This window comes from Gemmatimonadaceae bacterium, assembly GCA_020851035.1.
Taxonomy (GTDB): Bacteria; Gemmatimonadota; Gemmatimonadetes; order Gemmatimonadales; family Gemmatimonadaceae; genus JACMLX01.
In genome coordinates this window covers 73,415-99,897 of sequence record JADZDM010000025.1, presented here as the reverse complement: position 1 = coordinate 99,897, position 26,483 = coordinate 73,415, and the positions used below count along the sequence as shown (strand labels likewise).

Here is a 26,483-nt window from a genome sequence, read left to right as displayed (position 1 = left end):
CAGGTGGAGACCGCGTCTCCCGCGCACTCGCGCCGGGATCCCACGGAAGTCCGGGACGAATTCCCGCATCGCAACCCTCCCGTTCGGGTACAGATATTCGTGCACTGTCACCGAATATCGTCCGTGCACTGTCACCGAATTTCGTCCAGATATTCGTGCACTGTCACCGAATTTCGTCCGGAGACAGATATTCGTGCACTGTCACCGAAATTCGTCCGTGCACTGTCACCGAAATCCGTCAGATATTCGTGCACTGTCACCGGAATTCGCTATTCGTGCACTGTCACTGAATTTCGTCCAGATATTCGTGCACTGTCACCGGAATTCGCCGGTCACCGAATCCGTCGTCAGGCCCGCGTCACCGCCGGCTGACGACGAGCCGGATCGTATCGGGACGCAGCAGCGCCGCCTGTGGAATGATGCACTGCCCCTGCAGGCACTCGAGGGATCCGGTCCCGTCGTAGTTCCGGCGCGGGATGACGGACCCGTCCTGCTGCACCTGTGTCACGGTCACCGAGGAATCCGGGATCACCCGGACACCCACGAGGATGTGGCGAATGTCGTTGGTCAGGTCCCAGGAACAGGGCTCGACGGTGCGGCCGGCGCGGACGCGGCATCGCGGCAGGTCCGCGCCGGCGCACGGGAGCGGCAGGCGATGCCGGTCCGTGCCGAGGCAGGTGGACTGCCAGGCGAGATCCGCGTCGCCGTCACCCGTCGCGATGACGGTCACCCGCCGTGGCGGGATGATGACCAGGAACTCCTCGCGTGTGCGCACGAGCGTGTCCACCATGACCCCGATCTCCACCGCGCCGAGCGCGCGCGCCGCGACGAGCCCGTCGCCGGACACGGTGGCACGGGTGCTGTCGCTGGTGACGAATCGCACCCTGCCCCGCAGCTCGGCGAGCGGAATCTCCCGCAACGCACTGTCCTGGATCTCGAGCGTGACGCGTTGCGTGTCGCCGAGCACCAGGCTCCTGCCGGTCACGCGCAGGGAGACCTGGTACACGTTCCTGGCGCCGTCGACGCCGGTGTTGTCGCGGCACCCCGCCGTCGCGAGCAGCGCCACGAGGACCGCTGCCAGGCGGCAGCGCAGCGGCGCGACGGCCGTGCGCGGCCGGCACACGGGTGACACTCCGGTGTTTCTCACTCGCACGCGGCCGGCTACGCCACCGCAGGCCGGGTCGTCGTCGTCGCGCCGGCCACCAGGGCCACCGGGTCGTGCCGGTAGAGTGACAGCATCAGCCGCGTCTTGCGGCGGAAGCCGATGTGCGCGCGCATCGACACCGAGTCGTACTCCGCCTCCTCGATCGCCTCGAGGATCGCCGCATACCCCACCGCGCACGCCTGCGCGCAGCGCTGCGAGTCCGGGGCCAGCATCGCGATGCCGGGCAGCGCCTCGCGGTACAGCGCGCGTGCGCTGAACACGAAGTGCTTCATCATCTCGCGCCAGGCGCGGGAGCGCACGTCCACGTCGCGCGCGATCACCTGGTCGCGCGTGAGCCCGACACTCAGCAGCGCGTCGTCCGGGAGGTAGCACCGCCCGTTGCCGGCATCCTCGCCGATGTCGCGCAGGATGTTGGTGAGCTGCATCGCCACGCCGAGCGTGCGCGCGAACCCGATCGCGCGCTCGCGGTTCGCCTCGCCGCCGATCACGCCGAAGACGTGGGTGCAGAGCTCACCCACGCTGCTCGCGACGCCCTCGCAATAGGCCTGCAGCGACGGCCAGTCGCGGTAGTCGGTGGGGTCCAGGTCACGCGCCACGCCGTTCACCAGCTCATCCACCGGGGCCATCGGGATGCCGAAGCGGCGGATGGCCCATGCCGTCTCGTGCATGACGGGGCCGGCGAAGCCGCCCGCGATTGCGTCGTCGAGCTGGCTGCGCAGGGCGGCAAGGTTCCGCCGCACCGCCTCGCGATCGCCCGGACCGGCGCGGTCCACGGCATCGTCCGCCAGCCGGCAGAAGGCGTAGAGCGCGTAGGTCCCGCGCCGCTTCGTCAGCGGCAGGAAGGCGCTCGCGAGCGCGAACGTGCGCGCATGGCGCCGCACGATGTTGCCGCACACCAGACTCTCGAACGTCACCATGCGCTGGTGCCTCGGGCCCGCGACGACGTCACGCGGGGGACGGGGTGGCTGCCGTGAGGTGGGTCCGCGCAGCGACCGGTGCGGCATTCGCCGTGGCTCCGGTCGCGCCGGCATCCGCGCCGCCGGCGGTGCAGGCGCGCAGCGCACCCACGACCGCAGTGGCGGCGGCATCGGCGTCGCGCAGGCCGCGGAAGGTCGGGCGTCCCCGCTTCGCGCCCCGCCACGACATGTGCGGGAACAGCAACAACCAGGGGATCTCCTGCGACTCGCCGAGCGTCACCATCAGGTCCGCCGAGCCGTCCTTGTGGCGCAGCAGGTCCACCCCCTCGATGCTGGTGTACGGCACGTTCGCGTCCGCGCGCAGCACGATCCCGATGTTGAAGTACAGCCGGCGGTCGGTGATCACGTACTTCGACGTGCGCTGCAACAGCCACGCGAAGATGCGCACCGCGACGATGGCAATCGCGGCCATGACGGCGCTGAGCGTCGCCACGCCCACCAGCCGCGCCCCCGCCCCCTCGGCATGCTGCAGCGCCTCGGCCGCCCCGAGGGCGAACGAGAACGCGACGAAGGCCAGCAGCCACCGCTCGCGCAGGAGGAAGCGGGCCAGCGAGCGCCGGTCCGGCGCCCCCTGCCAGAGGACACGTTCACCGGCGGGGAGGCGTCGCACCTCCCCGTCCGGCCCGACATGCTCGACGCTCTCCGCCATCACACCAGCGGCCCGAAGCGCACATCGGAGTTCCACAGCGACCCGGCACCGAAGTACGCGGAGATCTTGTCCTCTTCCAGCAGCGTGACGAGGTCCGGGTGCTTCGTCACCGGGATGCCGGCGAAGTCCGCCCCCTTCAGCACGTTGATCTGCACGTGCGTCGCCGACGGCTCCTTGGTCATGAGCGGCAGCCACGTGTCCGGCCGCGGCACGCGCAGGAACGGCACCGGCAGCAGGCGACGGCCGCCACCGCTGAGCTCCATCTCGATGTAGCGCAGGCACGGCTCGCTGCGGTCGACCCAGAGGTCCACCACGGTGCCGGCGGCGACGCCATCCATCCCGCGCACCTCGAGGCCGCGCGGATCAGGATCCTCGTGCGCCACGTAGAAGTCGGTGGCCACGCGCATCGGCACGATGCGCGGCGCCCCCTTGAGGGTCAGGTCGGGGCGGTCGGCGCGCTCGGCCCACGCACCGGGACCGATGCCGGCCGAGAGCGGGTTGCCGATCGGCTCCAGCGGGGCGCCGAAGCTCGAATCCACCGGCCGCGCGTTCTTCGGGACAATGAGTTCTGACATGGCTTAGTGCTCCGGGTGGGTGGGGATGAACTCCTTCGGGCCCGGATAGGGCGGATATCCCTGGTGCAGGCGGTCCGGCTGGTCGGAGACGAGGGGATAGCCCTCGCGCTTGTCTTCGCGGCGGAGGTACAGGATGAGCCCGAAGAAGGCGAACCAGAAGGCATACAGCACCCACTGCGTGACATCCATGTACGGCGTGAAGTTCCTGAACATGCCTGCTCCTTCGAGGTGAGGGACACCAGCAACTGCAGAGAGTGGAGAACCGGAATCAGGGTCAGGCCGGGAATTCCGCGATGCCGAACGGCATCTCACGGACATCCGCGCGGCGCTTTGCGGCCAGGGGACCAAGGACGACCAGCAACACGAACAGCCCGACGACGGCGAGGGCGTACGTCGCGACGTAGCCCGGTCCCGGCATCGGTTCGACCATCGGCAGCCGCGGGGCGACATGGCCGGCACTCACCCAGTCGCGGATGAACCCGGCCACCGCCATCGCCACTCCGGCACAGGTGGCCTGCACCGCACCCCAGGCCCCCAGCGCCAGCCCATGCTCGCCGTGGTGGGGCAGCGCCATCACGCGCAGCAGCGTGCCGACGCTGAACAACCCGTTCCCGAAGCCGATGCAGAGCGCCCCGGCCATCAGCAGCGGTGGCGAGAGCATCGGTGCCGAGAGGATCACCAGTGCGAACCCCACCACACCCACCACCGCGCCGAGGGCACAGAGGCGGATGGGGTCTGCGCCCTGCGAGGCGCGCTTCTGCGCCAGGGCGAAGCTGACGATCGCGCCGAACGCCATGATCCCCGTGAGTGAGGTGGTGGCGGCCACGCCGAGCCGCAGCACCTGTCCGCCGAACGGCTCGAGCAGCACGTCCTGCAGCGTGAACGCGAAGGTGCCCACGCCCACCGCCAGCAGCAGGCGGATCAGCTGCGGGTTCTCGGCCACGAAGGCGCGCCACGCCACCAGGAACGGCGGCCGCGCCACCTCCGGTGCCTTCGTCGGGGCCGAGCCACGGACCTCCTGCTTCCAGACGGCGAAGATGTTCAGGAACATGGTGAGTTCCGCCGCGCCCTGGATCACCTGGATCAGCACGACCTTGTTGAAGTTCCGCAGCGCCGCGCCGTAGGCCAGGCTCGAGAGCACCATGCCGACCAGCAGCATGACGTAGAGCAGCGCCACCACGCGCGGCTGGTCCTTCTCCGGCGTGATGTCGGTGGCGAGGGCGAGGCCGGCGGTCTGCACCATGTGCGAGCCGAGCCCCGTGCAGAGGAACGACAGGAAGCTCGCGACGACGCCCACCCGCGGGTCGCCGTGCGTGTCGCCGGCCAGGATGTAGAGCGCCACCGGCATGATGGCCAGTCCGCCGAACTGCAGGATCGTGCCGAGCCAGATGTACGGCACGCGCCGCCACCCCAGCACCGACACGTGGATGTCGGAGCGGTAGCCGATGAGCGCGCGGAGCGGGGCCGTCAGCAGCGGGATGGCGAGCATCAGGCCGACCACCAGCGCCGGCATCTTGAGCTCCACGATCATCACCCGGTTGAGCGTGCCGGCCAGCAGCGTGGTCGCCATCGCCACCGTCACCTGGAGCAGGCCCAGGCGGAGCAGGCGCGGCAACGGCAGCTCCGTCGTCGCCACGTCGGCGAACGGCAGGATGCTCGGCCCGAAGCGCGTCACCAGGCGCGCCACGAGCGGTGACTTCCGCGGGGTCGCGGCCGTGCTCATGGCCTCACCAGACCGGTTCCATGCGCACGTCGGCCGGCAGCTCGTTCGACTCCACCGGCAGGAAGTAGAGCTGCACGAAGGTCGTCACCACGCCCACCTTCATCATCGCGCGCCGCAGCGCCGAGCCGATGCCGGGCACCTTCTTCGTGGCCTCGATCGCGAGGGTGAGCTGGTACATCTTCTCGAACAGCTCCCAGATCCGCGGGCTCTCGAGGTCCAGGCTCACCGGGAACACCTGCTTGCTGATCAGGCTCGTGAGCTTGATCACCTTGCGGTCGTAGTCGTCCACCGACATGCCCATCGCGCCGAAGAACGAGGCGCGCAGGTGGTCGCGCACGTACATCGTGCAGAACACCGCCAGCAGGAAGAAGCGGATCCAGTACTTGTTGATCCCCTGCAGCGTCTCCGGGTTGGCGCGCATCAGCACCGCGAACGCCTCGCCGTGCCGGAACTCGTCGTGGCACCAGTTGTCGAACCACTTGAAGATCGGGTGCCAGCGCTTGTCGGGCTGCTGCTCGAAGTTGCGGAAGATCGTGATGTAGCGCGCGTAGCCGATCTTCTCCGACAGGTACGTCGCGTAGTAGATGAACTTGGGCTTGAAGAACGTGTACTTCTTGGCCCGCGTCAGGAAGCTCAGGTCCACCCGCACGTTGAAGTCGTTGAGCGTGTGGTTGATGAACCCCGCGTGGCGGCCCTCGTCGCGGCTCATGTACCCGAACAGCTCGCGCACGTCCGGGTTGGTGCACCGCTTCTTGATCTCGGCGTAGAGGATGCACCCCGAGAACTCCGCCGTGACGGAGCTGATCAGGAAGTCCACGAACTCCTGGCGGAGCTTCGGCGGCAGCGTGGAGAAATCGGCCTCGAACTCGGCCGTGCGCTTGAAGTGGTTCTTGTTCGGGTCCGAGCGGAACTCCTCCACCATCGCATCCCACTGCTCGCGCATCCGCGAGAAGTCGAGCTTGTTCAGCTCGTCGAAGTCGGTGGTGTAGAACCGCGGGTTGAGGGCCGCATCCTGGGCGGCGATGGCGGTGCTCTCGGCCGTCGACTTCACGTCCGGGGTGAGCTCCGCGCGATCGTCTGCAACGTTGTACATGTGTGTCAGCCCTCGAATCCGACTTCGTAGAGTTCCGTGATGCGGGTGCGTCCCATGACGCGTTCCCACATCCGGCGCGGCAGGCTCGCCTTCGACACCGTCGCGCTGGCCGTCATCGTGCGCTTCTCGTTGAGCGGGATGTACGACGGGGCGCCGTGCACCAGCACCTCGTCCCCCTCGTTCACCTCCACCCCCTCCAGCACCACGTGCGCGTGCAGCTCCCGGTCGGTCGCCTCGAGGTCGATCACCGCCGGCACGTCGATCCGCCGCCGGAAGAGGAACCAGGCCGTGAGCAGGGCCACCGACACCCAGAAGATCGTCACTGCGGTCATGCCTGCCCCTGTGCATTGCGGCGCCGGAGCTCCAGCGCCTGGGACTTGTAGAATCCACTCTCGATGCGCTGCGTGCGCCCCGGCGCCCAGTCCGCCAGGCACGCGTCGGCGGCGACGCCGGCGAGCAGGGCGGCCATCGCGACCGGCTCGATCTGCGGCGCCCGGTCGCGGCGCGGAAACGCCTTGCCCACCGCGTGCAGCGTGGCCAGCAGCGGCGTCCGCGGTGCGAACGTCACCGCCATCCCGATGCGCGTGCGGGCCGCCAGCGCGGCGTAGGCATCCAGCATGTCGGACAGGGTGTAGTGGATCAGGGAGTCCATGGCGACGACATAGTCGAACGAGCCGAGCTGCGGGTCGAGCATGTCGCCCGACCGCCACTCGATCGTTCCTCCCTCGAATTTCCCCGCAGACCGCGTCTCGGCTAGCCCCACGAGGGTCGGCGAGAGATCGATCGCGACCACCGAGGCCCCCCGGCTGGCGAGCTCGACCGCCTGGACCCCCGTCCCGCACCCCGCGTCCAGCACCCGCACCCCCCGCAGGTCGGCCGGCAGGTACCCGGACAGGGTGTGCCGCATCCGCTCCCGCCCCTCGCGCACCGTGCGCCGGACCCAGCTCACCTGCGAGTCCGAGGTCAGCGTGGCCCAGGCCGCCGCCGCGGTCCGGTCGAAGTACTCGTGCAGCCAGGCACGCCGCTCCGTGTAGCTGCGGCTGCCCGGCGGGCCTGCATCCGTCGTCGGCAGGGCCATGGCTCAGTCGTACCCGAGCAGGTCGAAGATCTCGCGGTCCTTCAGCGGCTGCACCAGCAGCGGCGGCACCCCGTCCAGCAGCCGCTGGGCACACGACAGGTACTCGTCCTGCACCGCCTTCACCTCGGGATCGGTGCTGTCCATCTCGAACATCGTGCACTTCTTCAGGCGGCTGCGGCGGATCGCATCCAGGTCCGGGAACTTCGCCGTCGTCGTCAGCCCCACCGCCGAGTTGTAGCGGTCGATCTGGTCGGTGTCCTTGCTGCGGTTGGCGATCACGCCGCCCACGCGCACCTGGTAGTTCTTCGACTTCGCCAGCACCGCCGCGATGATGCGGTTCATCGCGAAGATCGAGTCGAAGTCGTTCGCCGTCACGATCATCGCGCGGTGCGCGTGCTGCAGCGGGGCCGCGAAGCCGCCGCACACCACGTCGCCCAGCACGTCGAAGATCACCACGTCGGTGTCCTCCAGCAGGTGGTGCTCCTTGAGCAGCTTCACCGTCTGGCCGACCACGTAGCCGCCGCACCCCGTGCCCGCCGGCGGCCCGCCCGCCTCCACGCACATCACGCCGTTGTATCCGGTGAACACGAAGTCCTCCGTCCGCAGCTCCTCGCTGTGGAAGTCCACCGACTCGAGCGTGTCGATCACCGTCGGCACCATCGATTTCGTCAGCGTGAACGTCGAGTCGTGCTTCGGATCGCAGCCGATCTGCAGCACCCGCTTGCCCAGGTGCGAGAACGCCGCCGACAGGTTCGACGACGTGGTGCTCTTGCCGATGCCCCCCTTCCCGTAGACCGCGATGCAGAGCGCACCGGTGATCTTGTCCTCGGGATTGAGGTGCACCTGCACGCTGCCATCGCCGTCCTCCCGTCCAAGGACGGGGAGTCGCGTTGAGACTGCCACTTTACTGCTCCTGACCCAGGGAATTGATCGCGGCACGCGCCACCACGCGCGCCGGTCCCGCCACTGTCACGCACCGTCCCGCCCTCACCGGGCCACCACCCCTTCCAGCCGGTCCTCGAGTTCCGCCGCCGCATCACGCAACGCGTCCAGCGTCGCCGCATCGGGGGACCAGTACCCGCGGTCGTTCGCCTCCAGCAGCTTCGTCGCCATCCCGGCGGCGGCCGACGGGTTCAGGCTCGCCAGCCGGTCGCGCATCTCGGCGTCCAGCACGAAGGTCTGCGCCATGTCGCCGTACACCCAGCCCGGCACGCTGCCGGTCGTGCTGCTCCAGCCGACCGTCGTCGCGATGTGGCCGGCGATGTTGCGCACCCCCTCGTAGCCATGCACCAGCTGCCCCTCGTACCACTTGGGGTTGAGCGCACGGGTGCGCGACTCGAGCACCACCTGCTCCTCCAGCGTCCGGATCTTCCCGTCCTTGCCGGTGTGGTCGCCCATGTAGCAGGCCACCTTCCGCTGCTGCTGCTGCTCGATCACGCGGTTCACCCCGCCCAGCGCCTCGACGTACTGGTCGATGTCGGTCGCCCCGAGCTCCGCCGAGTCCACGTTCTGGAAGCTCAGCGACGCCGTGCCGAGCGCACGCTTCATCATCTGCTGCCCCTGGCGGCACTTCCCGTCGGCGCCATACGCGAAGCCCTTCCGCTGCACGAACAGGTCGGCGAGCTGGTTCTCGTCCTCCCACCGCCCGGTCTCGAGCAGCAGGTTCACGTTCGAGCCGTACGAGCCCTCCGAGTTCCCGAACACGCGCAGCGACGCGGTCTCCAGGTCCACACCGTCCTCGCGCATCGCGGCCAGCGCATGTTTGCGGATGAAGTTCTGCGCCTCCGGCTCCTCGGCGGCCGCGCAGAGCAGCGCCGCCTCGGCCAGCAGCTTCACCTGCAGCGGCAGCAGGTCACGGAAGATGCCGGAGAGCGACGCGACCACGTCCACCCGCGGCCGGCCCAGTTGTGCGAGCGGCAGCAGCCGCGCGCCACACAGGCGGCCCACGCCATCGAAGCGCGGCACCACGCCCATCAGCGCCAGCACCTGCGCCAGCTGCGTCCCTTCCGACTTCATGTTGTCGGTGCCCCAGAGCACGAACGCCACCGTCTCCGGGAACGCGTTGCCGTCGGCCACATGCCGCGCGATCAGTTGCTCCGCCCGCGCCGCCCCCTCCTTCAGCGCATACGGGCTCGGCACCTTGTACGGGTCGAAGCCGTACAGGTTGCGCCCCGTGGGCAGCACCGCCGCGTTGCGCACCAGGTCGGCCGCCGGCGCCGCCGCGACGAACCGGCCGTCGAGGGCGCGCAGCATCCCGGGAATCTCCGCATCCACGGCCAGCAGCGCGTCGAGCGCCATCAATCCCTGCAGGGTGGGCTCGAGGCCGATCGGCGACACGCCCAGCCGCTCCGCCGCGCGCAACCCCGCCGCGACCTCGCCGGCCCCGATGGCCGCCGTCACGATCTCGCGGGCCACCGCATCCAGCGCCTCGGGATCCAGCGCACGACGCGCCGCTGCACGCACCGTCTCGGCAAAGGCGGCGATGTTCGCCTCAGGGCGACCCACGCTGGCGATCGCAGCCAGCATGTCTGCGCGTTCCTCCACCGTCGGTGTGCGCCCCACCACATGCAATCCCACCGGGATCAGCGCCTGCTCCACCTCGATCAGCTTCTGCCGCACCGACTCGATCAGGGCGCGATCCGCCGGTGTCCACGCCGGCGTGGCCGGCGTCAGCTCCATCGCGCAGGCCTGCTCCTGCAGCAACGCGACCAGCGACAGCAGCTCGGCCTCGCTCGTGCGGTCGTCGGTGTTGCGCCACCGCTCGTAGGTGGCCTTCAGGTCGACGAGCCCCTTGTACAGCCCCGCGGATGACAATGAGGGCGTGAGGTAGCTGATCAGCGTCGTCGCCCCGCCCCGCCGCTTGGCGAGCGTGCCCTCCGACGAGTTGTTGGAGGCATACAGGTACACGTTCGGCAGGTCGCCGATGAGCCGGTCGGGCCAGCACTGGTCGGTGAGGCCGGCCTGCTTGCCGGGCATGAACTCCAGCGCGCCGTGGGTGCCGAAGTGCAGCGCCACGTGGGCCCCCCAGTCCTCGCGCAGCCAGCGATAGAACGCGCTGAAGGCGTGTGTGGGCGCGAAGTTGCCCTCGAAGAGCAGGCGCATCGGGTCCCCTTCCCACCCGAACGACGGCTGCACCCCCACGAAGACGTTCCCGAACTCCGCCCCGAGGATCTGGATCCCGTGGCCGTCGGCGAACTGCCTGCCGGGCGCCGGCCCCCACGCGCCCTCGATCTGCGGCAGGTACCGCTCGCGGCGCACGTGATCGTCGGTGGGCACCCGCGCGAACACCGAGGCGACCGAGCCGTACTGCTCGCGATTCCCCTGCGTCACGGCGTCGCGCAGCGCATCCACCGACGCCGGCACCGTCACCGTGTAGCCCGCATCGCGCATCGCGAGCATCGTGTTGTACAGCGAGTGAAAGCAGTCCAGGTAGGCGGCGCTGCCGGTGTTGCCGGCGTTCGGCGGGAAGTTGAACAGCACCACCGCCACCTTCCGGTCGGCGCGCGCGGTGCGGCGCATGCGCACCATCCGCGCCACCCGGTCCGCCATCGTCCCGACGCGCTCGGTGATGGGCCGCGACTCGGCGTTCTCCACCCCCTTCGCCGCACCGACCTTGCCGGCGAAGACCGTCGGCCCGATGGCGCCGTCGAGTTCCGGGATCGCCACCTGCAACGTGGCCTGGAGCGGGTTCAGCCCGCGCGGGTCGTCCCGCCACTCCGGCGTGGACTGGAACTCCAGCGTCTGGAGGCAGAAGTACGGCACGTCGAGAGCCCCGAGCGTGGCCTGCGCCGCCTCGGCATCGTTGTACGCCGGCCCGCCGACGAGGGAGAATCCGGTCAGCGAGACCACGGCATCCACCGTCGCGCGGCCGGCACCATCCACGAAGTAGCGCTCGATCGCCGGCCGCGCATCGAGTGCACTGGCGAACGCCGGGATGGTGCGCAGGCCGCGCTGCTCGAAGGCGCGCACCACCGCCGCGTAGTGCGCGACGTTGTCGGCCAGCAGGTAGCTCCGGCCCAGCAGCACGCCGACGGTGCCCGCCGGCCCCTGCTTCGGCAGTGCGGACAGCGCCTCGGTGATGCCGTGTTCACCGCGCACGTCCGGATGCCAGAGCCCGACCTCCGGATAGACCTTCGGCGCCTGCGTCCTGACGCGAGCCCGGAGCACCTTCCGCGGCCCGTCGGCGTACTTCTCGACGTGGAGGAGGATCAGGTTGGCGATGTTCTCCGACGTCCCGGCCAGCCAGTACTGGATGCTGAGCAGGTAGACGCGCACGTCCTGCGCGGGCCCCGGGATGAACTTGAGCAGCGCCGGCATGGCCTTGAGCGCCGTCATCTGCCGCTCGCCGCTCGACTTGCCGTCGCTGCGGCTGCCGCGGAGCCGCTTCAGGATGCCCAGCGGCGACCACGGCTTCGGCTTCTTCTCCTCGGCCCCGCCAAGGTCGAAGCGCCCCATCCGCGTGCAGCGCACCAGTTCCGGCGCCGAGACGGCCACCAGCATCGCATCGCAGTGCTCGCGGCGCGCCAGCAGTGCATCGCGGATCGCCGTGACCTGCTCATCCTGGAAGCACTGCGTGACGGCGATGATGTCGCCGGTGGCGATGTCCGAGCGGCAGCGTTCGAGCGCGGCCGGATCCCCGGGCCAGTCGGCCGCCACGTGCACGCGCAGGTCGATCGAGGGCACCTGTCGCAGCACGATCGCCGACGCCTCGGCGACCGCACCGGCGAGGTGCGAGTCCAGGGTGATGATGACGAACCGCAGCGGCGGCATCACCTCACCGGCCATAGTGCGCCTTCGCTTCGTACAGCGTCTCGACGGTGATGAGCCCGATGCCCTGCGCGGCCGCGTACTTCTCGGTGTTGCGCCGGGCCTTGCCGCGCACGAAGAACGGGATCTTGCCCAGCTCCTTCTCGCCGTCGGGGGACCAGACCGGCGTCACGACCTCGGTGGCGGCGGGCGCACCCGACGCCCCGGACGCAGTGGTGGCTGCGGACGTGTGCACCGGCGCGGGCGCCGGTTCCGGGACGACGGGCGTGGAGGCGGTGTCCTGCGGAACCCGCGCCAGCGCACTGGCAGGCGCGTCGGGTTTCGACGGCGCGACGCTGTGCAGGTGCGACGGCGCGGCGCCGTCACCGAACTCGAAGTCCTCGCGGAACATCTGCAGCAGGTGCTCCTCGAGGCCCATCATCAGCGGATGCACCCAGGCGTCGAAGATCACGTTCGCGCCCTCGAAACCCATCTGCGGCGAGTACCGCGCCGGCACGTCCTGCACGTGGATCGGCGTCGAGATCACCGAGCAGGGCACGCCCAGGCGCTTCGCGATGTGCCGCTCCATCTGCGTGCCGAGCACCAGCTCCACCTGCAGCTCGGCGACGGTGCGCTCCACGTCGAGGTAGTCGTCGGTGATGAGCGCGGTCACGCCGTACTTCTCGGCGCAGGCCTTCACCTCGCGCGCCATCTCGCGGCTGTAGGTGCCCAGCCCCACGACCTTGAAGCCCAGCTCCTCGCTGGCGATGCGCGCCGCGGCCACCACGTGCGTGCCGTCCCCGAAGATGAACACCCGCTTGCCGGTGAGGTACGTGGCGTCCACCGAGCGCGAGTACCACGGCATGCGCGAGTGGCTGCTGCCGAGTGACGCCGCGCCGGGCAGCTCGCCGCCGAGCACCGCACTCACGTCGAGGCCCAGCACGCGTCCCACTTCCGCGATGAAGTCGCGTGTCGCGCCGACGCCGATCGGCACGGTCGTGATCACCGGCATCTGGAACGTGCGCGTGAGCCAGCTGCAGGTGGAGAGCGCGATCTCCGGATACAGGCAGACATTCGCGTCCGCATCCGGAATTCGTCGCAGGTCGTCAGGATCCGCACCCAGCGGGGCGGAAACGTTCACGTCCACGCCGATACTGGCCAGCAGCTTGGTCACCTCCGCGATGTCGTCGCGGCAGCGGAAGCCGAGGATCGTGCCGCCCAGCAGGTTCACGCGCGGGCGGCGGCCCTCGCGACCCGGGCGCGGCTCGCGCGTCTTCGAGCGCTCGAGCAGCAGCGTGCGCACGAGCTGGTAGAACGTCTCGGCGGCGCCCCAGTTCTCCTTCTTGGAGTAGGACGGCAGCTCGAGCGGCACGATCGGGATGCCGAGGTTCATGCCCATCGCGAGGCTGCCCGGGTTGTCCTGGATCAGTTCCGCGGTGCAGCTCTCGCCCACCAGCAGTGTCTTCGGCCGGAAACGGTCGACGGCATCCTGCACGGCGCGCGTCACGATGTTCGCGGTGTCGCCACCCAGGTCACGGGCCTGGAAGGTGGTGTAGGTCACCGGCGGGCGCTTGTCCTGCCGCTCGATCATGGTGAACAGCAGGTCGGCGTAGGTGTCGCCCTGCGGTGCGTGGAGCACGTAGTGCACGTCGCGCATGCTGGTCGCGATGCGCATGGCGCCGACGTGCGGCGGGCCTTCGTAGGTCCAGAGGGTCAGTTGCATGCGTCAGACCGTCAGGCGGGCGCTGCGATCCAGCGGGCGCACGAACAGCTCGGCGAGGTCGCCGGCCTGGTCATAGCCCTGGATCGGGGAGAAGACGAGTTCAATGGACCACTTGGTCCGGAGGCCACGGGCCTCGAGCGGGTTGGCGAGGCCGAGGCCGCAGACCGTCAGGTCGGGCTGCTCGCGTTCGCAGCGGTCGAGCTGCTTCTCCACGTCCTGCCCCTCGCTCAGCACCGTGCCGGCCGGCAGCATCGCCAGCTCCACTTCCGTGAGCATGCGATCGAGATACGGCGTGCCCACGTCCACCAGTGCCATGCCGCACTCGCGCGACAGGAATCGCGCCAGCGGCAGCTCGAGCTGCGAATCGGGGAAGAAGAAGATCCGCTTCCCCTCCAGCGTGCCGCGATAGCGCTGCAGCGCCGTCGTCGCGCGCAGGCGGGCGGGCTCGGTGACCTTGCGGAAGTGTTCCGCCGGGATGTCCCACGCGGCGGCGGCGGCGGCCAGCCAGCGTGTCGTGCCCTCGGCGCCGAGCGGGTACGGCGCCGGCAGGAGCGTCGCGCCACGCGCCTGCAGCGCACGCACCGTCTCGCCGACGAACGGCTGCGCGAGCAGGAGCTGCGTGCCCGGCCCCACCGGCGGCAGGTCGGTGGCGCGGCGCGCCGGGAAGAACGACACCGGACCGATGCCCAGCTGCGCGAAGAGGCGCGAGAACTGGTCCTCCACCACATCCGCCAGCGTGCCGACGACGAGCAGGCGCCGGGCACCGTCGGCAGCGGCCGGCAGGTGCGGCGCCATCGCCTTCAGGCACTGGTCCTCACCCTGCGTGAACGTCGTCTCGATGCCGCTGCCGCTGTAGCTCAGGATGCGCACCCGCGGAAAGTGCTCGCGGTTCAGGCGCTGCGAGGCGGTGAGCAGGTCCAGCTTGATCACCTCGCTCGGGCACGAGCCCACGAGGAAGAGCGTCGTGATCTCCGGGCGTCGCGCAAGGAGCTCGGCCACAACGCGGTCCAGCTCCGCGTTGCAATCGGCCATGCCGGCCAGGTCGCGGTCCTGCAGGATGGCGGTGGCGAAGCGCGGCTCGGCGAAGATCATCACGCCGGCGGCCGACTGCAGCAGGTGCGCGCAGGTGCGCGACCCCACCACGAGGAAGAAGGCGTCCTGCATCTTGCGGTGCAGCCAGACGATGCCGGTGAGGCCGCAGAACACCTCACGCTGGCCGCGCTCGCGCAGCACCGGGGCGTCGGTGCACCCGCCGCCGGCGAGCACCTCGGGCAGCATCGGGAGCGGGGTGCTCATGCGGCCGCCGCCGCGCGCAGCTGCGCCTCGCGCGCCTCCTGGAGTCGGGCCGCACGGAGCTTGAGCAGGAACTGGACGGCGTTCACGACATAGACCGAGTACGCCGCCAGCGCGACGAGGAAGAGGGTGCGCGTGGACAGCCGCCCGGTCAGGAGCCCGCCGAGATAGATCGTGTGGAGCGCGATGACCACGAAGCTCACCGCGTCCTCCCAGAAGAAGGCGGGCGCGAAGAGATACTGGCCGAAGACCACCTTCTCCCAGATCGCGCCGGTGACCATGATCGTGTACAGCAGGATGGTCTTGACGATGATGGAGACATGGGCCGCGAGCTCGCCGGTGCCGGTGGCGAGGGAGCGGAGGACCAGCACGGCGCTGACGGCGAAGACCAGGAACTGGATCGGCGCGAGGATTCCCTGCACCAGCGTCCAGCGCGTGGCGTCGCGGCGGGCGCGCTGGGCGGGGGTGTAGAGCGCCCGCACCGTCCCCCCGGAGGCGGATCCGGTCGCGGCCGTCCCACCCCGTTCCGGGGCCATTCTCACTCCGGCATCCGCCACGTCAGTCCGCTCCATGTAACCGTTCCTCCGACGCTACACCCGGATGGGAAAGTGTCAAGGAAACCTGACACCACAGCGTAACAGCGGTCGCGGCTTCCCGAAATTTGACAATGCGCGGCAGCGGGCTTTCTTCACCAGACCGGCATTCCTGACTTGGGGCAATGCAGCCTCGGTGCGGCTCCCGGGCCGCCGGTGCGTCCGCGCCCGAACTCCCCGTCCGGAGGGGTCGTTGTCCAGTCCGCTTCAGTCGAACTTCAGTGCCGGCGGTCACGGCGACTGCGATCCTCCGCGTGTACGCGGGGGCGCGGTCGGCCGTTCGATGGAACTGGAGCTGATTCCGCGGTTGCTCAACCACGCCCGGGCCCACGGCACCCCCGACTGGCCGGTGCGGAAGGCGGTGCCGATCGGCCCGGACGACGTCACGGCCTTCGTGCAGGCGTCGCTGTCCCATGACGAGGAGGCCTGTCCGGCCATCGTCTCGGCGCTGATCGACACCGGGGCCTCCCTCGAGCGCATCTGCCTCGACCTCCTCGCGCCGGCCGCCCGCATCCTCGGCGTGCGCTGGGAAGAGGATGAGGCGGACTTCCTCGAGGTCACCCTGGGCCTCGGCCGCATGCAGCGGGTGGTTCGTGACCTGGGCCGGCGTGTCGCAGCCGAGACGCCGATGTCCGCCGACGCCGGCCAGGCGCTGCTCTGCGGCATGCCCGACGAGCAGCACTCGCTTGGCCTGGCCATGGTGGCGGAGTTCTTCGTGGCCGACGGGTGGGGCGTGACCGTCGGCCCGCCGCTGGGTGCCGAGGACATCCTGCATGAGCTCGGTGCGCATTGGTATGACGTGCTCGGGCTGTCGGTGGGCGTCAACGAGCGCGTCCCGCGGGTGGCGGAGCTCATCCGCACCGTCCGGGCGACCTCGCTCAACGCGGACCTTGCGATCATGGTCGGTGGTAGAGCGTTCGTGGACAATCCAGCGCTCGTGACCCAGGTCGGCGCCGACGCCTCGGCGGCCGACGCCGCGCAGGGCCCGCTCGTGGCCCGGACGCTCGTCCAGTCGCGGCGCGCATCGGCGGCGCTCGACACGGCGTCGCCCCCCTTGTCCGACGCGGCCCAGTGACAACCTCCCGCGCCGTCGACGGTGGCCTCGCGGATCTCGATCCCCAACTCGCGGCGGACCTCGTCGCGAACACCGGTGATCTCGCCGTCGTCGTGGATCGGACGGGCGTCGTGCGCGCGGTCGTGGCGACCGATACCGAGCTGCGGGACGCCGGCATCGCGCAGTGGGTGGGCCAGCACTGGGCGCAGACCGTCACGCTCGAGACGCGTGGCAAGGTCGAGGCGCTGCTGCGCGATGCCGGCAGCAAGTCGTCGGGCCGCCGGCGGCAGGTGAACCACATCCTGCCGGGCGGGAACGACATGCCGGTGTCGTACACCGTGATGCGCGTGGGCCGCGACGGGGCATTCGTCGCCGCCGGCCGCGACATGCGCACCGTCTCGGCGCTCCAGCAGCGGCTCGTCGAGGCGCAGCAGGCCATGGAGCGGGACTACTGGCGCCTGCGCCACGTGGAGACGCGGTATCGCCTGCTCTTCCAGCTCGCGGCCGAGACCATCCTCGTGGTCGACAGCGCGTCGATGAAGGTGATGGACGCCAACTCCGCCGCCGGCAAGCTGTTCGGCGAGGCGCCGGAGAAGCTCACCGGGCGCAACTTCCCGTTCGGCATCTCGCCGGAGGACCTGCGCGCGGTGGGCGATGCGCTCGCGAATGCCCGGGCGGTCGGCAAGAGCGGCGACGTCCGAGTGCACCTCGCCCGGACCGGTGAGCAGTTCATCCTCAGCGCCTCGACGTTCCGGCAGGACAGCAGCACGCTGCTGCTCATCCGGTTCTCGCCGGCCGACGGCATCGTCACCGGCGGCGAGGGGGGCGAGCGCTCCCGGATCGCCGCCCTGCTCGAGCAGTCGCCCGACTCGTTCGTGATCACCGACATCGGCGGCACGGTCACCTATGCCAACCGGGCCTTCCTCGACCTGGTCCAGCTCGCCTCAGACGAGCAGGTCCGCGGCGAGGAGTTCGGGGCGTGGATCGGGCGCCCCGGCGCCGACTTCGACGTCTTCCTGACGATGCTCAAGCGCAACGGCGCAGTCCGCCTCGCGTTGACATCGGCCCGCGGCGTGCATGGGCTCGCCACGGAGGTCGAGGTCTCGGCCGCCTGGCTCCCCGATTCGGAGCACCCCTCCATCGGGTTCATGCTCCGCGACGTGGGACGCCGCCTGGCGGTGGGCCCGCAGGGCGCCAGGGACCTGACCCGCGCCGTGGAACAGCTGACCTCGCTGGTTGGCCGCGTCTCGCTCCGTGAGCTCGTCCGGGACACCACCGATCTGGTGGAGCGCCATTTCATCGAGGCCGCCCTCGAGCTGACCGACGACAACCGGACCTCCGCAGCCGAGGTCCTGGGGGTGAGCCGCCAGAGCCTGTACGTCAAGCTCCGCCGCCACCGCCTGCTGGACAGCCCCGACAACGCCCTGGCCAACCCCGAGTAACCGCCGTAGGGCAGGTACGACCTTGCGGCCGGCGGATTTTGGCAGCTCTGTCAGGAAATGTTGACACTCGACTCCGTCAGCCCCCGTTTACACACGACTCAGCGACGTCTGCCGAGTGCGGGTGCTGTCCTCGAGTTGCTCAAGCCGGTCACCTGGTTCCCGCCGATGTGGGCGTTCTCCTGCGGCGTCGTGAGTGCCGGTGTGCCGATGCAGGGTCGCTGGTGGTTGTTCGCACTCGGCATCGCACTCACCGGTCCTCTGTCATGCGCCGGCAGCCAGGCCGTGAACGACTGGTTCGACCGTCACGTCGATGCGATCAACGAGCCACAGCGACCGATTCCATCCGGACGCATTCCCGGCGTGTGGGGACTCATCATCGCGATCACCTGGAGTGCTGCGACGATCGCCGTCGGCGCGGCATTCGGTGCCGCCGGACTCGTGGCCACGGTGATCGCCGTCGCGCTCTCGTGGGCGTACAGTGCACCGCCGCTGCGCCTGAAGGCCGATGGCTGGTTCGGCAATGCCGCCGTCGGCCTCACGTACGAAGGCCTGGCGTGGATCACCGGCGCGGTCGTGATGCTCGGCACCTGGCCAAACCGGCGCGTGATGCTGCTCGCGGTGCTGTACAGCATCGGCGCGCACGGCATCATGACTCTCAACGACTTCAAGGCGATCGAGGGTGACCGCGCGCTCGGCGTCCTGTCGCTGCCCGTGCAGCTTGGCCCCGCACGTGCCGCACGCCTCGCCTGCATCGTGATCATGCTGCCGCAGGTGATCGCGGCGGCGCTGCTGCTCTTCGCGTGGAACCGGCCCATGCACGCTGCCGTGCTGCTCACGCTGATGGGCATCCAGCAGGCGATGATGCCGGTGTTCCTGCGCGATCCCGTGCGCAAGGCGCTCTGGTACAGCGGGTTCGGCGTGCCGTTCTCGGTGCTCGGCATGATGGTGTGTGCACACGCCATCCGCACGCTGGGGGGTGCGGCATGAGCGCGACGGCCGTGCTGCCGGCGCAGCCACCGTTCGGCTTCACCTCCGTGCTGCGCCTCGGCGTGGTGCAGGCGTGCCTCGGTGCGCTGATCGTGCTGATCACGGCCACCATGAACCGCGTGATGGTGGTGGAACTCGGCCTGCCGGCGATGGTGCCCGGCGCGCTGGTGGCGCTGCACTACGCGGTGCAGCTCTGGCTGCGCCCGCGCATGGGGCACTTCGCCGACCAGCATGGCCGGCTCACCCGCTGGATCGTGCTCGGCATGGTGATGCTCGCCGCCGGCGTGCTGGCCATCGCCGCACTGCTGCCCGTGCTGCGCTCGGCACCGGCGCTCGGCTTCCCGCTGATCATCGTTGCGTTCACGCTCGTCGGCCTTGGCGTCAGCACCGCCGGCACCCTGCTCCTCACGCTCCTCTCGCTGCGCGTGCCCGCCGAGCGCCATGCGCGCGCGGCGGCCACCGTGTGGCTCTGCATGATCGCCGGCTTCATCGTCTGCACGGTGGTGGCCAGCAAGCTCCTGAAGCCGTTCTCGTACGAGGCGCTGGTGCGCTGCACGGCGATCATCGGCGCAACGGCGATCCTCGCCACCACGCTGGCGCTGCTCGGGCTGGACGCGGTGCGGCCGGCGACGGTGCAGGCGCGGGCGGCGGCGATGCCGTTCACCGCGGCGTTGCGGGTGGTGTGGGCGGACCCCATCGCGCGGCGCTTCTCGTTCTTCGTCGCGCTGTCGATGCTGGCCTACAGCACGCAGGACCTGATCCTCGAGCCGTTCGCCGGCGCCGTCTTCGGTCTCACGCCGGGCGAGAGCACGGCCATCAGCGGCGTGCACCAGGCCGGGTCGCTGGTGGGGATGCTGCTCACGGCGATCCTCTCCACGCGGATCGGCACGCTCGCGAGCTGGGCGCGGGGCGGCTGCGTCGCCTCGGCGCTCGCGCTGCTGGCCATCGCCTTGTCGCCGGTCTCGGCGAGCCTGCCGATGCTGAAGGCCGCGCTGGCGGCGCTGGGCGTGGGGAACGGCGTGTTCGCGATCGGCGCGATCGGCTCGATGATGTCGCTGTCCACCGCGGGCGAGCAGGCGCAGACGGGAGTGCGCATGGGCGTCTTCGGTGCGGCGCAGGCGGTGGCGATGGCGGCGGGCGGGATGCTCGGCGCCGGTGCCAGTGACGTGATGCGCGCCGTGCTGGGCTCGGACCGGCTGGGCTACGGCAGCGTGTTCGCGATGGAGGCGGCGCTCTTCGTCGGCGCCGCCGTGCTGGCCTCTGCCGCCCGCCAGGCGGGCCGCGCGCAGTCCAGTGAGTCCCTCCTGGCCGCGGCGGGCTGACCGATGGCCATCATCATGTTCCCGTCCCTGTCCTGTTCCTTCCTGCGTGCGCCGGCGCTGCGCCGCAGGGACCTCCCGCGAGGAGACGCGTGATGCCGAAGATGTACGATGTCGTGGTGGTCGGTGGGGGGCCCTCGGGGGCGACGGCGGCGAACGACCTGGCGCTGCAGGGTTTCGCCGTGGCCCTGCTCGACAAGGCGGGGCGCGTGAAGCCCTGCGGCGGGGCGGTGCCACCGCAGGCCATGGTGGACTTCAACCTGCCGGACGAGCTGCTGGTGGCGCGCGTGAGCACCGCCCGCATGGTGTCGCCGCACCGCCAGAAGGTGGACATCCCGGTCGGCAAGGGCTACGTGGGCATGGTCGATCGCGGCACCTTCGACGAGTGGCTCCGCGAGCGCGCCCGCGACCATGGTGCCGAGCGCATCACCGGGCTGTTCGACCACTTCACACACGACACCGATGGCCGCCTGCTGGTGCACTACGCCGCGGGTGGCTCGCGTTCCGGCGCGCTGGAGACGATCAAGGCGCGGATGCTGATCGGCGCCGACGGTGCGCTGTCCTCCGTTGCCCGACAGGCGATCCCGATCTCGTACGCCGGAGGCAACCGCGTCACGGCCTACCACGAGATCGTGAAGTCGCCGCGCGTGGAGACCGACGACTTCAAGGCCGCCCGCGCGGACATCTACTACGACGGCAAGTACTCCCCCGACTTCTACGCCTGGGTCTTTCCCCATGGCGACGTGACCAGCATCGGGACCGGGACCTTCCAGCAGGGCTTCGACATGCGGGCGGCGGTGGCGCAGCTCCGGGCCGAGACCGGGCTGGCCGGGTGCGAGACCATCCGGCGTGAGGGCGCGCCGATTCCGCTCCGCCCGCTGCGCTGGTGGGAGAACGGGAAGGACGTCGCCGTCTGCGGCGATGCGGCGGGAGTGGTGGCGCCTGCGTCCGGCGAGGGCATCTTCTACGCCATGACCTGTGGCCGCTTCACCGCCGATGCCGTCTCCGACGCGATCCGCAACAACGATCCGCGGCGGCTGCAGGCGGCCCGCAAGCGCTTCCTGTGGGAGCACGGGCAGGTGTTCAAGGTGCTCGACGTGATGCAGAACTTCTGGTACACCACCGACAACCGGCGTGAACGGTTCGTGTCGATGTGCCGGGACGAGGACATCCAGCGGCTGACGTTCGATGCCTACATGCGGAAAAAGCTCGTTCGTGGAAAGCCGCTGGCGCACGCGCGGATCTTCTTCAAGAACATTGGACATCTGACAGGCCTGGCGCCGGTTGCTTAATGCTCGGGTATTCGGTCACGGCGATTGCGCTCGCCGCGGGGGGTCTGGTGGTGACCGCCGCGGGGGGAGCCCTCGTGACGCAGCTCGGCCCGTGGTACTACGGGCTGCGGAAGCCATCATGGCAGCCGCCGGACTGGCTCTTCGGCCCGGCGTGGACGACGATCTTCCTGCTGATGGCGTTCGCGTTCGTGGTGTCGTGGGAACAACTCCCGTCGAGTGGTGCGAAGGCCCGGCTGTTCGGGGTGTTCGCACTCAACGGCGGGCTGAACACGCTGTGGAGCTTCCTGTTCTTCGGCCGACGCCGGCCGGATCTGGCCCTGATCGAGGTCTTCCCGTTCTTCGGCAGCATCGTGCTGATGGCGTGGACGGTCGCCCCGCTCGACCGGCGGGCGGCCTGGGCCCTCGTGCCGTACCTGTGCTGGGTGCTGTTCGCCACCGTGCTGAACTTCGCGATCGTACGACGCAACGCTCCCTTCGGAAATCGGTGAACGCATGCTGATCTGCCTGGCGGTCGATTATCGCACCGCAGATGTCGCGACCCGTGAGCGCTTCCATGTCGCCGAGCAGCGGCTCGGCGAGATGTACGGCGCACTCCTTGGCGGCGGGGTGAGCGAGCTGGCGCTCGTCTCGACCTGCAACCGGACCGAGTTGTACGTCTGGACCGAGAGCAGCGGCCAGATGGCCCTCGAGACAGCGGTGGAGCACCTGACCGCCGTCTGGATGCCGGACCTCGAGGAGCGACACGCGCTGCTCAAGTCCCTGAACATCCGCATCGGCGACGAGGTGGGTCGCCACCTGCTGCGACTGGCCGCCGGCCTCGAGAGCCAGATTCTCGGCGACGGACAGATCCTCGGCCAGGTGCGCTCGAGTTACCGCACCGCCTGCGAGATGAACACGGTCGGGCCGATGCTGCACCGCCTGTTCGAGATCGCACTGCGCACGGGGCGCCGCGTGCAGTCGGACACCGACCTCTCCACCGGCCGCAACTCCATCGGCGCCGAGGCGGCCTCGGTGGCGCTGCAGCGCTTCGGCTCCCTGCAGCATGCGCGCTGCCTGGTGATCGGCTGCGGCAAGACCGGCACCCGCGCCGCCCGCCAGCTCGCCAAGCTGGGGGCGGTGGACATCGTGCTGATGAACCGCACCATCGAGCGCGCACAGGAGCTGGCCGAGAGCCTGCGCGGCCGCGTGGCGCCGATCGAGACGCTGCACCTCGAGGCCGCCTTCGCCGACGTGGTGATCGTGGCCACCGGGGCCGCCACGCACACGCTGGTGGCCGAGCAGCTCGAGGTGGCACGCCGCACCGTGGGCTACGACCACGCACCGGTGCTGCTGCTGGACCTCGCGATGCCGCGCAACGTGGACCCGCGCGCCGGCGACATCCCGGGCGTGACGCTGGTGGACCTGGACTCGCTGCACCGCCCGATCGTGGCCGCGGAAGCCGCCCGCGTCTCGGCCATGCCGGACGCCGAGCGCATCGTCGATCACGAGATGCGCTGGCTGCGGCACTGGCTGGCCACCGGCGCGGCCCGCCTCGCGATCCGCTCGCTGCACGATGCCCTCGTGGACCTCTGCCGCCGCGAAGTGGCCTTCGTGGCCGGCGACAACGTGGCCGAGCGCACCGCCGAGCGCATCGTCGCGAAGCTGCTCGCACGCCCGATGAACGTCTTCAGCGACGCCATCGCCCGCGGCGAGAACGTCGACGACCTGGCCGTGCACCTGGACCAGCTCTTCGCCAACAGCCCGCGGCGCGGCATGCCCACCGACCTCTCCTCCATGCCGATGGCGCACGACGGCGCCTCGGCGCTCGTTCCACCGAATTCCTGACCAGGCCGATGCCGACCAAAGCGACCCCCGCCACCACGCCCGAGGCACCCGCCGCCGGCGTCACCCCGCGCCGCAGCGACCTGTTCCTCCGCGCCTGCCGCCGCGAGATCGTCGAGCGGCCGCCGGTGTGGATGATGCGCCAGGCCGGACGCTACCTCCCCGAGTACCGCGCCGTGCGCGCCAAGTCGGGAGGCTTCCTCGAGATGTGCCGCACGCCGGAGCTGGCCACCGAGGTCACGCTGCAGCCGGTGGACATCATGGGCGTGGATGCCGCGATCATCTTCAGCGACATCCTCGTGGTGCCGCAGGCGATGGGCATGGACCTCACGGTGGACGAGGGCGTGGGGCCGGTGTTCTCCTCGCCGCTGCGCAATGGTGACGCCATCGCGCGCCTGAAGCCGGTGATGCCGGAGGAAGGCCTGGGGTACATGCTCGACGCGGTGCGGATGACGCGGCGTGAGCTGGACGGACGCGTGCCGCTGATCGGCTTTGCCGGCGGGCCGTGGACGCTGGCCGCCTACATGGTCGAGGGCAAGGGCACCAAGCAGTTCGCCGTCGCCAAGCGGATGTTGTACGAGGCACCGCAGGACGCCCATGCGCTGCTCAACAAGCTGGCGACCGCGGTCGGCAACTTCCTCGTGGCGCAGGCGGCTGCGGGGGCGCAGGCGCTGCAGATCTTCGAGAGCTGGGCCGGTGCCCTGGCCCCGCACGAGTTCCGGCAGTTCGCCCTGCCCTACCTCGCACGCGTCGCCTCGATCGCCCGCACCGCCGGTGTGCCGCTGATCGTGTTCGCGCCCGGCGCCGGCTGGGCCATGGAGGAGCTGGCGCAGGCCACGATGGCGGACGTGATCGGGGTGGACTGGCAGGTGGGTGCCGCCGAGGCGCGCAAGCGCATGGAGCATCTCCCGGTGGCGCTGCAGGGCAACCTGGATCCCTGCCTGCTGTACGCACCGCCGAGCACCATCCGCGCCCGCACGCTGCGCATGCTGGAGGAGTTCGGGGGCCGCGGCCACATCGCGAACCTCGGCCACGGCATCCTGCCCGACATCCCGGTGGCCCACGCCAAGGCGTTCATCGACACGGTGCGCGAGTGGCGCGCCCCGCAGGCCTCGGTGCCGCACCTCCGCCCGAAGGAGCGCCTCGCGTCATGAGCACGTCGGCGTCCCCGTCCCCCGTCTCGACACACGACACGGGACCAGGCGACGCGCGGCGTGCCCGCGCCATCGCCTGGATCGCGGAGGTGCACGACGAGATCACGGCGATGTTCACGCGGCTGGATCGGGGCGTGGCGTTCCGCGAGGACACCTGGGAGCGCGCCGAGGGTGGAGGCGGCCATTCGCGCGTGCTGATCGACGGCAACACGTTCGAGAAGGGCGGCGTGAACCGCAGCGTGGTGTATGGCCGCCTGCCGGCCGCCGCCGCGGCGAAGCTCGGGGGGCGCGGCGTGTCGGATGGCGAGTCGCAGTTCTTCGCGACCGGCGTGAGCCTGGTGTTCCACCCGCGCAGCCCGATGATCCCCACGGTGCACCTCAACGTGCGCTACTTCGAGCTGAGCGACGACGAGGGCAACCTCCGCGACGCCTGGTACGGTGGCGGCACGGACATCACGCCGATGTATCCGTGCGCCGAGGACGTGCGGCACTTCCATCGTGCGCTGGCCGACATCTGCGGGACCTTCCACCCGTCGCTGTACGCGCGCTTCAAGCCCTGGTGCGACGAGTACTTCCGCAACACGCACCGCGAGAACGAGGCGCGCGGGTGCGGCGGCGTGTTCTTCGATCACATCCGTCCCGGCGAGGACGAGAGCGGGATGGATGCCGGGACGACGATGGCGTTCGTGGATGCCATCGGGCGCAGCCTCGAGGAGGCGTATGCGCCGATCGTGGAGCGGCGCCGCGACCTGCCGTACGGGGAGCGTGAGCGTGCGTTCCAGCTCGTGCGCCGCGGGCGGTACGTGGAGTTCAACCTCGTGCACGACCGCGGCACGCACTTCGGGCTGCACACCGCCGCGCGAATCGAGAGCGTGCTCATGAGCATGCCCCCGCTGGCGGCATGGCCCTACGCCCCCACCTGGCCGGACGGCAGCTTCGAGGCGGAGCTGGTGGCGATGCTGGCCCCGCGGGACTGGCTGGCGGACTGACGCCGGCCGACTGACGCAGGACGCCTGACGGCCGGCGCCGGTGGCGCGCGTTAGGTTTGCGCCATGACGGCACCACCCATGACGGACCCGCTGGACGTCCTCGCCATCATGGCGCACCCGGACGACGTCGAACTGACCTGCGGCGGCACCCTGCTGGCCGCCGCCGCCCACGGCCGTCGCACGGGCGTCGTGGACCTCACCGCCGGCGAGACCGGCAGCCGCGGCACGGTCGGGATCCGGGCCGCCGAGGCGCAGCGGGCGGCGGCGATCCTCGGCGTGACGGTGCGCGAGAACCTGTACCTCCCCGATGCGCACCTCGTCAACAGCATCGAGGCGCGTGAGGTCGTGATCCGCGCCATCCGCCGGCTGCGGCCCACGATCGTGATCACCCATGCGCGGCAGGGTCGGCACCCCGATCACATCGCGGCCGCGCAGCTGGTGCGTGACGCCTGCTTCCTGGCCGGCCTGAAGAACCTGGTGCAGGAGCTGCCGCCGTTCCGGCCGCGGAAGGTCGTGCATGCGATGTCGTTCCGCGAGGATGCCATCGCACCGAGCTTCGTGGTGGACATCTCGGAAGTCTTCGAGAAGAAGCTCGAGGCCATTGCGTGCTACGCGTCGCAGTTCGACGGGCTGACGCAGGCGGGTGAGGTGTATCCCAATGGCGAGCCCCTGCCCGACATCATCCGCCACCAGGCGGCGCACTACGGCACGCTGATCCGCGCGCGCTACGGCGAGCCGTTCCACACCACCGAGACACTCCGCGTCAGCGACATCGCGTCGCTGGACGTCTCCACCTTCTGAGGATCGACC

General features: G+C 70.2%; 24 protein-coding genes. 10 read left to right on the top strand and 14 right to left on the bottom strand.

Translation table 11 applies throughout. From position 1 onward, the window contains the following. Positions 1-358: 358 nt before the first annotated feature. The 14 genes from IT355_17815 to bchF all read right to left on the bottom strand — a co-directional run bounded on the left by IT355_17815 (position 359) and on the right by bchF (position 15,558). The gene (locus tag IT355_17815) at positions 359-1,123 is read right to left on the bottom strand and encodes an Ig-like domain-containing protein (GenBank protein ID MCC7055135.1); all 765 of its coding nucleotides are present in this window, start codon (positions 1,121-1,123) and stop codon (positions 359-361) included. 38 nt (positions 1,124-1,161) lie between these two features. Beyond that, positions 1,162-2,082 carry a phytoene/squalene synthase family protein gene (locus tag IT355_17810; GenBank protein ID MCC7055134.1) on the bottom strand — a complete coding sequence of 307 codons (921 nt, stop codon included), beginning with the start codon at positions 2,080-2,082 and terminating at the stop codon, positions 1,162-1,164. 28 nt (positions 2,083-2,110) lie between these two features. Continuing rightward, positions 2,111-2,791 carry a PH domain-containing protein gene (locus IT355_17805; GenBank protein MCC7055133.1) on the bottom strand — a complete coding sequence of 227 codons (681 nt, stop codon included), beginning with the start codon at positions 2,789-2,791 and terminating at the stop codon, positions 2,111-2,113. Further along, positions 2,791-3,366, bottom strand: a complete 576-nt coding sequence (locus IT355_17800; protein MCC7055132.1) for a PRC-barrel domain-containing protein — start codon at positions 3,364-3,366, stop codon at positions 2,791-2,793. The genes IT355_17805 and IT355_17800 overlap by 1 nt, the downstream gene beginning before the upstream one ends. A gap of 3 nt (positions 3,367-3,369) precedes the next feature. After that, complete coding sequence (locus IT355_17795) at positions 3,370-3,579, bottom strand: hypothetical protein (protein MCC7055131.1); 210 nt, start codon at positions 3,577-3,579, stop codon at positions 3,370-3,372. 61 nt (positions 3,580-3,640) lie between these two features. Further along, positions 3,641-5,089 (bottom strand): BCD family MFS transporter, encoded by a 1,449-nt coding sequence (locus IT355_17790; GenBank protein ID MCC7055130.1) that lies wholly within the window; start codon positions 5,087-5,089, stop codon positions 3,641-3,643. Positions 5,090-5,093: 4 nt separating this feature from the next. Then, entirely contained in the window at positions 5,094-6,182 is a 1,089-nt protein-coding gene (gene acsF, locus IT355_17785) for a magnesium-protoporphyrin IX monomethyl ester (oxidative) cyclase (GenBank protein ID MCC7055129.1), read from the bottom strand. 5 nt (positions 6,183-6,187) lie between these two features. Further along, on the bottom strand, positions 6,188-6,514 hold the full coding sequence (locus IT355_17780; protein ID MCC7055128.1) for a hypothetical protein: 327 nt from the start codon (positions 6,512-6,514) through the stop codon (positions 6,188-6,190). Further along, a complete protein-coding gene (locus tag IT355_17775) occupies positions 6,511-7,260 on the bottom strand; it encodes a magnesium protoporphyrin IX methyltransferase (GenBank protein ID MCC7055127.1) in 750 nt (249 codons plus the stop codon). The genes IT355_17780 and IT355_17775 overlap by 4 nt, the downstream gene beginning before the upstream one ends. A gap of 3 nt (positions 7,261-7,263) precedes the next feature. Next, a complete protein-coding gene (locus IT355_17770) occupies positions 7,264-8,163 on the bottom strand; it encodes a ferredoxin:protochlorophyllide reductase (ATP-dependent) iron-sulfur ATP-binding protein (protein ID MCC7055126.1) in 900 nt (299 codons plus the stop codon). Between the two features lie 84 nt (positions 8,164-8,247). Next, the gene (locus IT355_17765; GenBank protein MCC7055125.1) at positions 8,248-12,030 is read right to left on the bottom strand and encodes a magnesium chelatase subunit H; all 3,783 of its coding nucleotides are present in this window, start codon (positions 12,028-12,030) and stop codon (positions 8,248-8,250) included. 4 nt (positions 12,031-12,034) lie between these two features. After that, complete coding sequence (locus IT355_17760; protein MCC7055124.1) at positions 12,035-13,729, bottom strand: ferredoxin:protochlorophyllide reductase (ATP-dependent) subunit B; 1,695 nt, start codon at positions 13,727-13,729, stop codon at positions 12,035-12,037. 3 nt (positions 13,730-13,732) lie between these two features. Next, entirely contained in the window at positions 13,733-15,025 is a 1,293-nt protein-coding gene (locus IT355_17755) for a ferredoxin:protochlorophyllide reductase (ATP-dependent) subunit N (GenBank protein MCC7055123.1), read from the bottom strand. Further along, entirely contained in the window at positions 15,022-15,558 is a 537-nt protein-coding gene (gene bchF / locus IT355_17750; protein MCC7055122.1) for a 2-vinyl bacteriochlorophyllide hydratase, read from the bottom strand. Before bchF ends, IT355_17755 begins: the two co-directional genes overlap by 4 nt. A gap of 340 nt (positions 15,559-15,898) precedes the next feature. Between bchF and IT355_17745 the strand changes: the two genes are divergently transcribed. The 10 genes from IT355_17745 to bshB1 all read left to right on the top strand — a co-directional run bounded on the left by IT355_17745 (position 15,899) and on the right by bshB1 (position 26,474). Next, positions 15,899-16,690 (top strand): cobalamin B12-binding domain-containing protein, encoded by a 792-nt coding sequence (locus IT355_17745; protein MCC7055121.1) that lies wholly within the window; start codon positions 15,899-15,901, stop codon positions 16,688-16,690. Beyond that, complete coding sequence (ppsR, locus tag IT355_17740; protein ID MCC7055120.1) at positions 16,687-18,111, top strand: transcriptional regulator PpsR; 1,425 nt, start codon at positions 16,687-16,689, stop codon at positions 18,109-18,111. Before IT355_17745 ends, ppsR begins: the two co-directional genes overlap by 4 nt. Before the next feature lie 135 nt (positions 18,112-18,246). After that, positions 18,247-19,098: a chlorophyll synthase ChlG gene (gene chlG / locus IT355_17735; GenBank protein MCC7055119.1), complete on the top strand. Its 852-nt coding sequence runs from the start codon at positions 18,247-18,249 to the stop codon at positions 19,096-19,098. Next, positions 19,095-20,420: a BCD family MFS transporter gene (locus IT355_17730; GenBank protein ID MCC7055118.1), complete on the top strand. Its 1,326-nt coding sequence runs from the start codon at positions 19,095-19,097 to the stop codon at positions 20,418-20,420. Before chlG ends, IT355_17730 begins: the two co-directional genes overlap by 4 nt. 92 nt (positions 20,421-20,512) lie before the next feature. Further along, the gene (locus IT355_17725) at positions 20,513-21,709 is read left to right on the top strand and encodes a geranylgeranyl diphosphate reductase (protein ID MCC7055117.1); all 1,197 of its coding nucleotides are present in this window, start codon (positions 20,513-20,515) and stop codon (positions 21,707-21,709) included. Next, positions 21,709-22,197 (top strand): tryptophan-rich sensory protein, encoded by a 489-nt coding sequence (locus IT355_17720; GenBank protein ID MCC7055116.1) that lies wholly within the window; start codon positions 21,709-21,711, stop codon positions 22,195-22,197. Before IT355_17725 ends, IT355_17720 begins: the two co-directional genes overlap by 1 nt. Positions 22,198-22,201: 4 nt before the next feature. Then, complete coding sequence (hemA, locus tag IT355_17715; protein ID MCC7055115.1) at positions 22,202-23,533, top strand: glutamyl-tRNA reductase; 1,332 nt, start codon at positions 22,202-22,204, stop codon at positions 23,531-23,533. Positions 23,534-23,541: 8 nt separating this feature from the next. After that, the gene (hemE, locus tag IT355_17710; protein MCC7055114.1) at positions 23,542-24,684 is read left to right on the top strand and encodes a uroporphyrinogen decarboxylase; all 1,143 of its coding nucleotides are present in this window, start codon (positions 23,542-23,544) and stop codon (positions 24,682-24,684) included. After that, positions 24,681-25,673 carry an oxygen-dependent coproporphyrinogen oxidase gene (gene hemF / locus IT355_17705; GenBank protein ID MCC7055113.1) on the top strand — a complete coding sequence of 331 codons (993 nt, stop codon included), beginning with the start codon at positions 24,681-24,683 and terminating at the stop codon, positions 25,671-25,673. The genes hemE and hemF overlap by 4 nt, the downstream gene beginning before the upstream one ends. Positions 25,674-25,736: 63 nt before the next feature. Then, entirely contained in the window at positions 25,737-26,474 is a 738-nt protein-coding gene (bshB1, locus tag IT355_17700) for a bacillithiol biosynthesis deacetylase BshB1 (GenBank protein ID MCC7055112.1), read from the top strand. The last annotated feature ends 9 nt before the right edge of the window (positions 26,475-26,483 follow it).

Excerpts from the sequence above, each read along its gene's own strand:
- IT355_17810 (MCC7055134.1), bottom strand. The coding sequence starts at position 2,082 with ATGGTGACGTTCGAGAGTCTGGTGTGCGGCAACATCGTGCGGCGCCAT.
- IT355_17805 (MCC7055133.1), bottom strand. The coding sequence starts at position 2,791 with ATGGCGGAGAGCGTCGAGCATGTCGGGCCGGACGGGGAGGTGCGACGC.
- IT355_17800 (MCC7055132.1), bottom strand. The coding sequence starts at position 3,366 with ATGTCAGAACTCATTGTCCCGAAGAACGCGCGGCCGGTGGATTCGAGC.
- IT355_17795 (MCC7055131.1), bottom strand. The coding sequence starts at position 3,579 with ATGTTCAGGAACTTCACGCCGTACATGGATGTCACGCAGTGGGTGCTG.
- IT355_17790 (MCC7055130.1), bottom strand. The coding sequence starts at position 5,089 with ATGAGCACGGCCGCGACCCCGCGGAAGTCACCGCTCGTGGCGCGCCTG.
- acsF (MCC7055129.1), bottom strand. The coding sequence starts at position 6,182 with ATGTACAACGTTGCAGACGATCGCGCGGAGCTCACCCCGGACGTGAAG.
- IT355_17780 (MCC7055128.1), bottom strand. The coding sequence starts at position 6,514 with ATGACCGCAGTGACGATCTTCTGGGTGTCGGTGGCCCTGCTCACGGCC.
- IT355_17775 (MCC7055127.1), bottom strand. The coding sequence starts at position 7,260 with ATGGCCCTGCCGACGACGGATGCAGGCCCGCCGGGCAGCCGCAGCTAC.
- IT355_17765 (MCC7055125.1), bottom strand. The coding sequence starts at position 12,030 with ATGCCGCCGCTGCGGTTCGTCATCATCACCCTGGACTCGCACCTCGCC.
- IT355_17760 (MCC7055124.1), bottom strand. The coding sequence starts at position 13,729 with ATGCAACTGACCCTCTGGACCTACGAAGGCCCGCCGCACGTCGGCGCC.
- IT355_17755 (MCC7055123.1), bottom strand. The coding sequence starts at position 15,025 with ATGAGCACCCCGCTCCCGATGCTGCCCGAGGTGCTCGCCGGCGGCGGG.
- bchF (MCC7055122.1), bottom strand. The coding sequence starts at position 15,558 with ATGGCCCCGGAACGGGGTGGGACGGCCGCGACCGGATCCGCCTCCGGG.
- IT355_17745 (MCC7055121.1), top strand. The coding sequence starts at position 15,899 with ATGGAACTGGAGCTGATTCCGCGGTTGCTCAACCACGCCCGGGCCCAC.
- IT355_17730 (MCC7055118.1), top strand. The coding sequence starts at position 19,095 with ATGAGCGCGACGGCCGTGCTGCCGGCGCAGCCACCGTTCGGCTTCACC.
- IT355_17725 (MCC7055117.1), top strand. The coding sequence starts at position 20,513 with ATGCCGAAGATGTACGATGTCGTGGTGGTCGGTGGGGGGCCCTCGGGG.
- IT355_17720 (MCC7055116.1), top strand. The coding sequence starts at position 21,709 with ATGCTCGGGTATTCGGTCACGGCGATTGCGCTCGCCGCGGGGGGTCTG.
- hemA (MCC7055115.1), top strand. The coding sequence starts at position 22,202 with ATGCTGATCTGCCTGGCGGTCGATTATCGCACCGCAGATGTCGCGACC.
- hemE (MCC7055114.1), top strand. The coding sequence starts at position 23,542 with ATGCCGACCAAAGCGACCCCCGCCACCACGCCCGAGGCACCCGCCGCC.
- hemF (MCC7055113.1), top strand. The coding sequence starts at position 24,681 with ATGAGCACGTCGGCGTCCCCGTCCCCCGTCTCGACACACGACACGGGA.
- bshB1 (MCC7055112.1), top strand. The coding sequence starts at position 25,737 with ATGACGGCACCACCCATGACGGACCCGCTGGACGTCCTCGCCATCATG.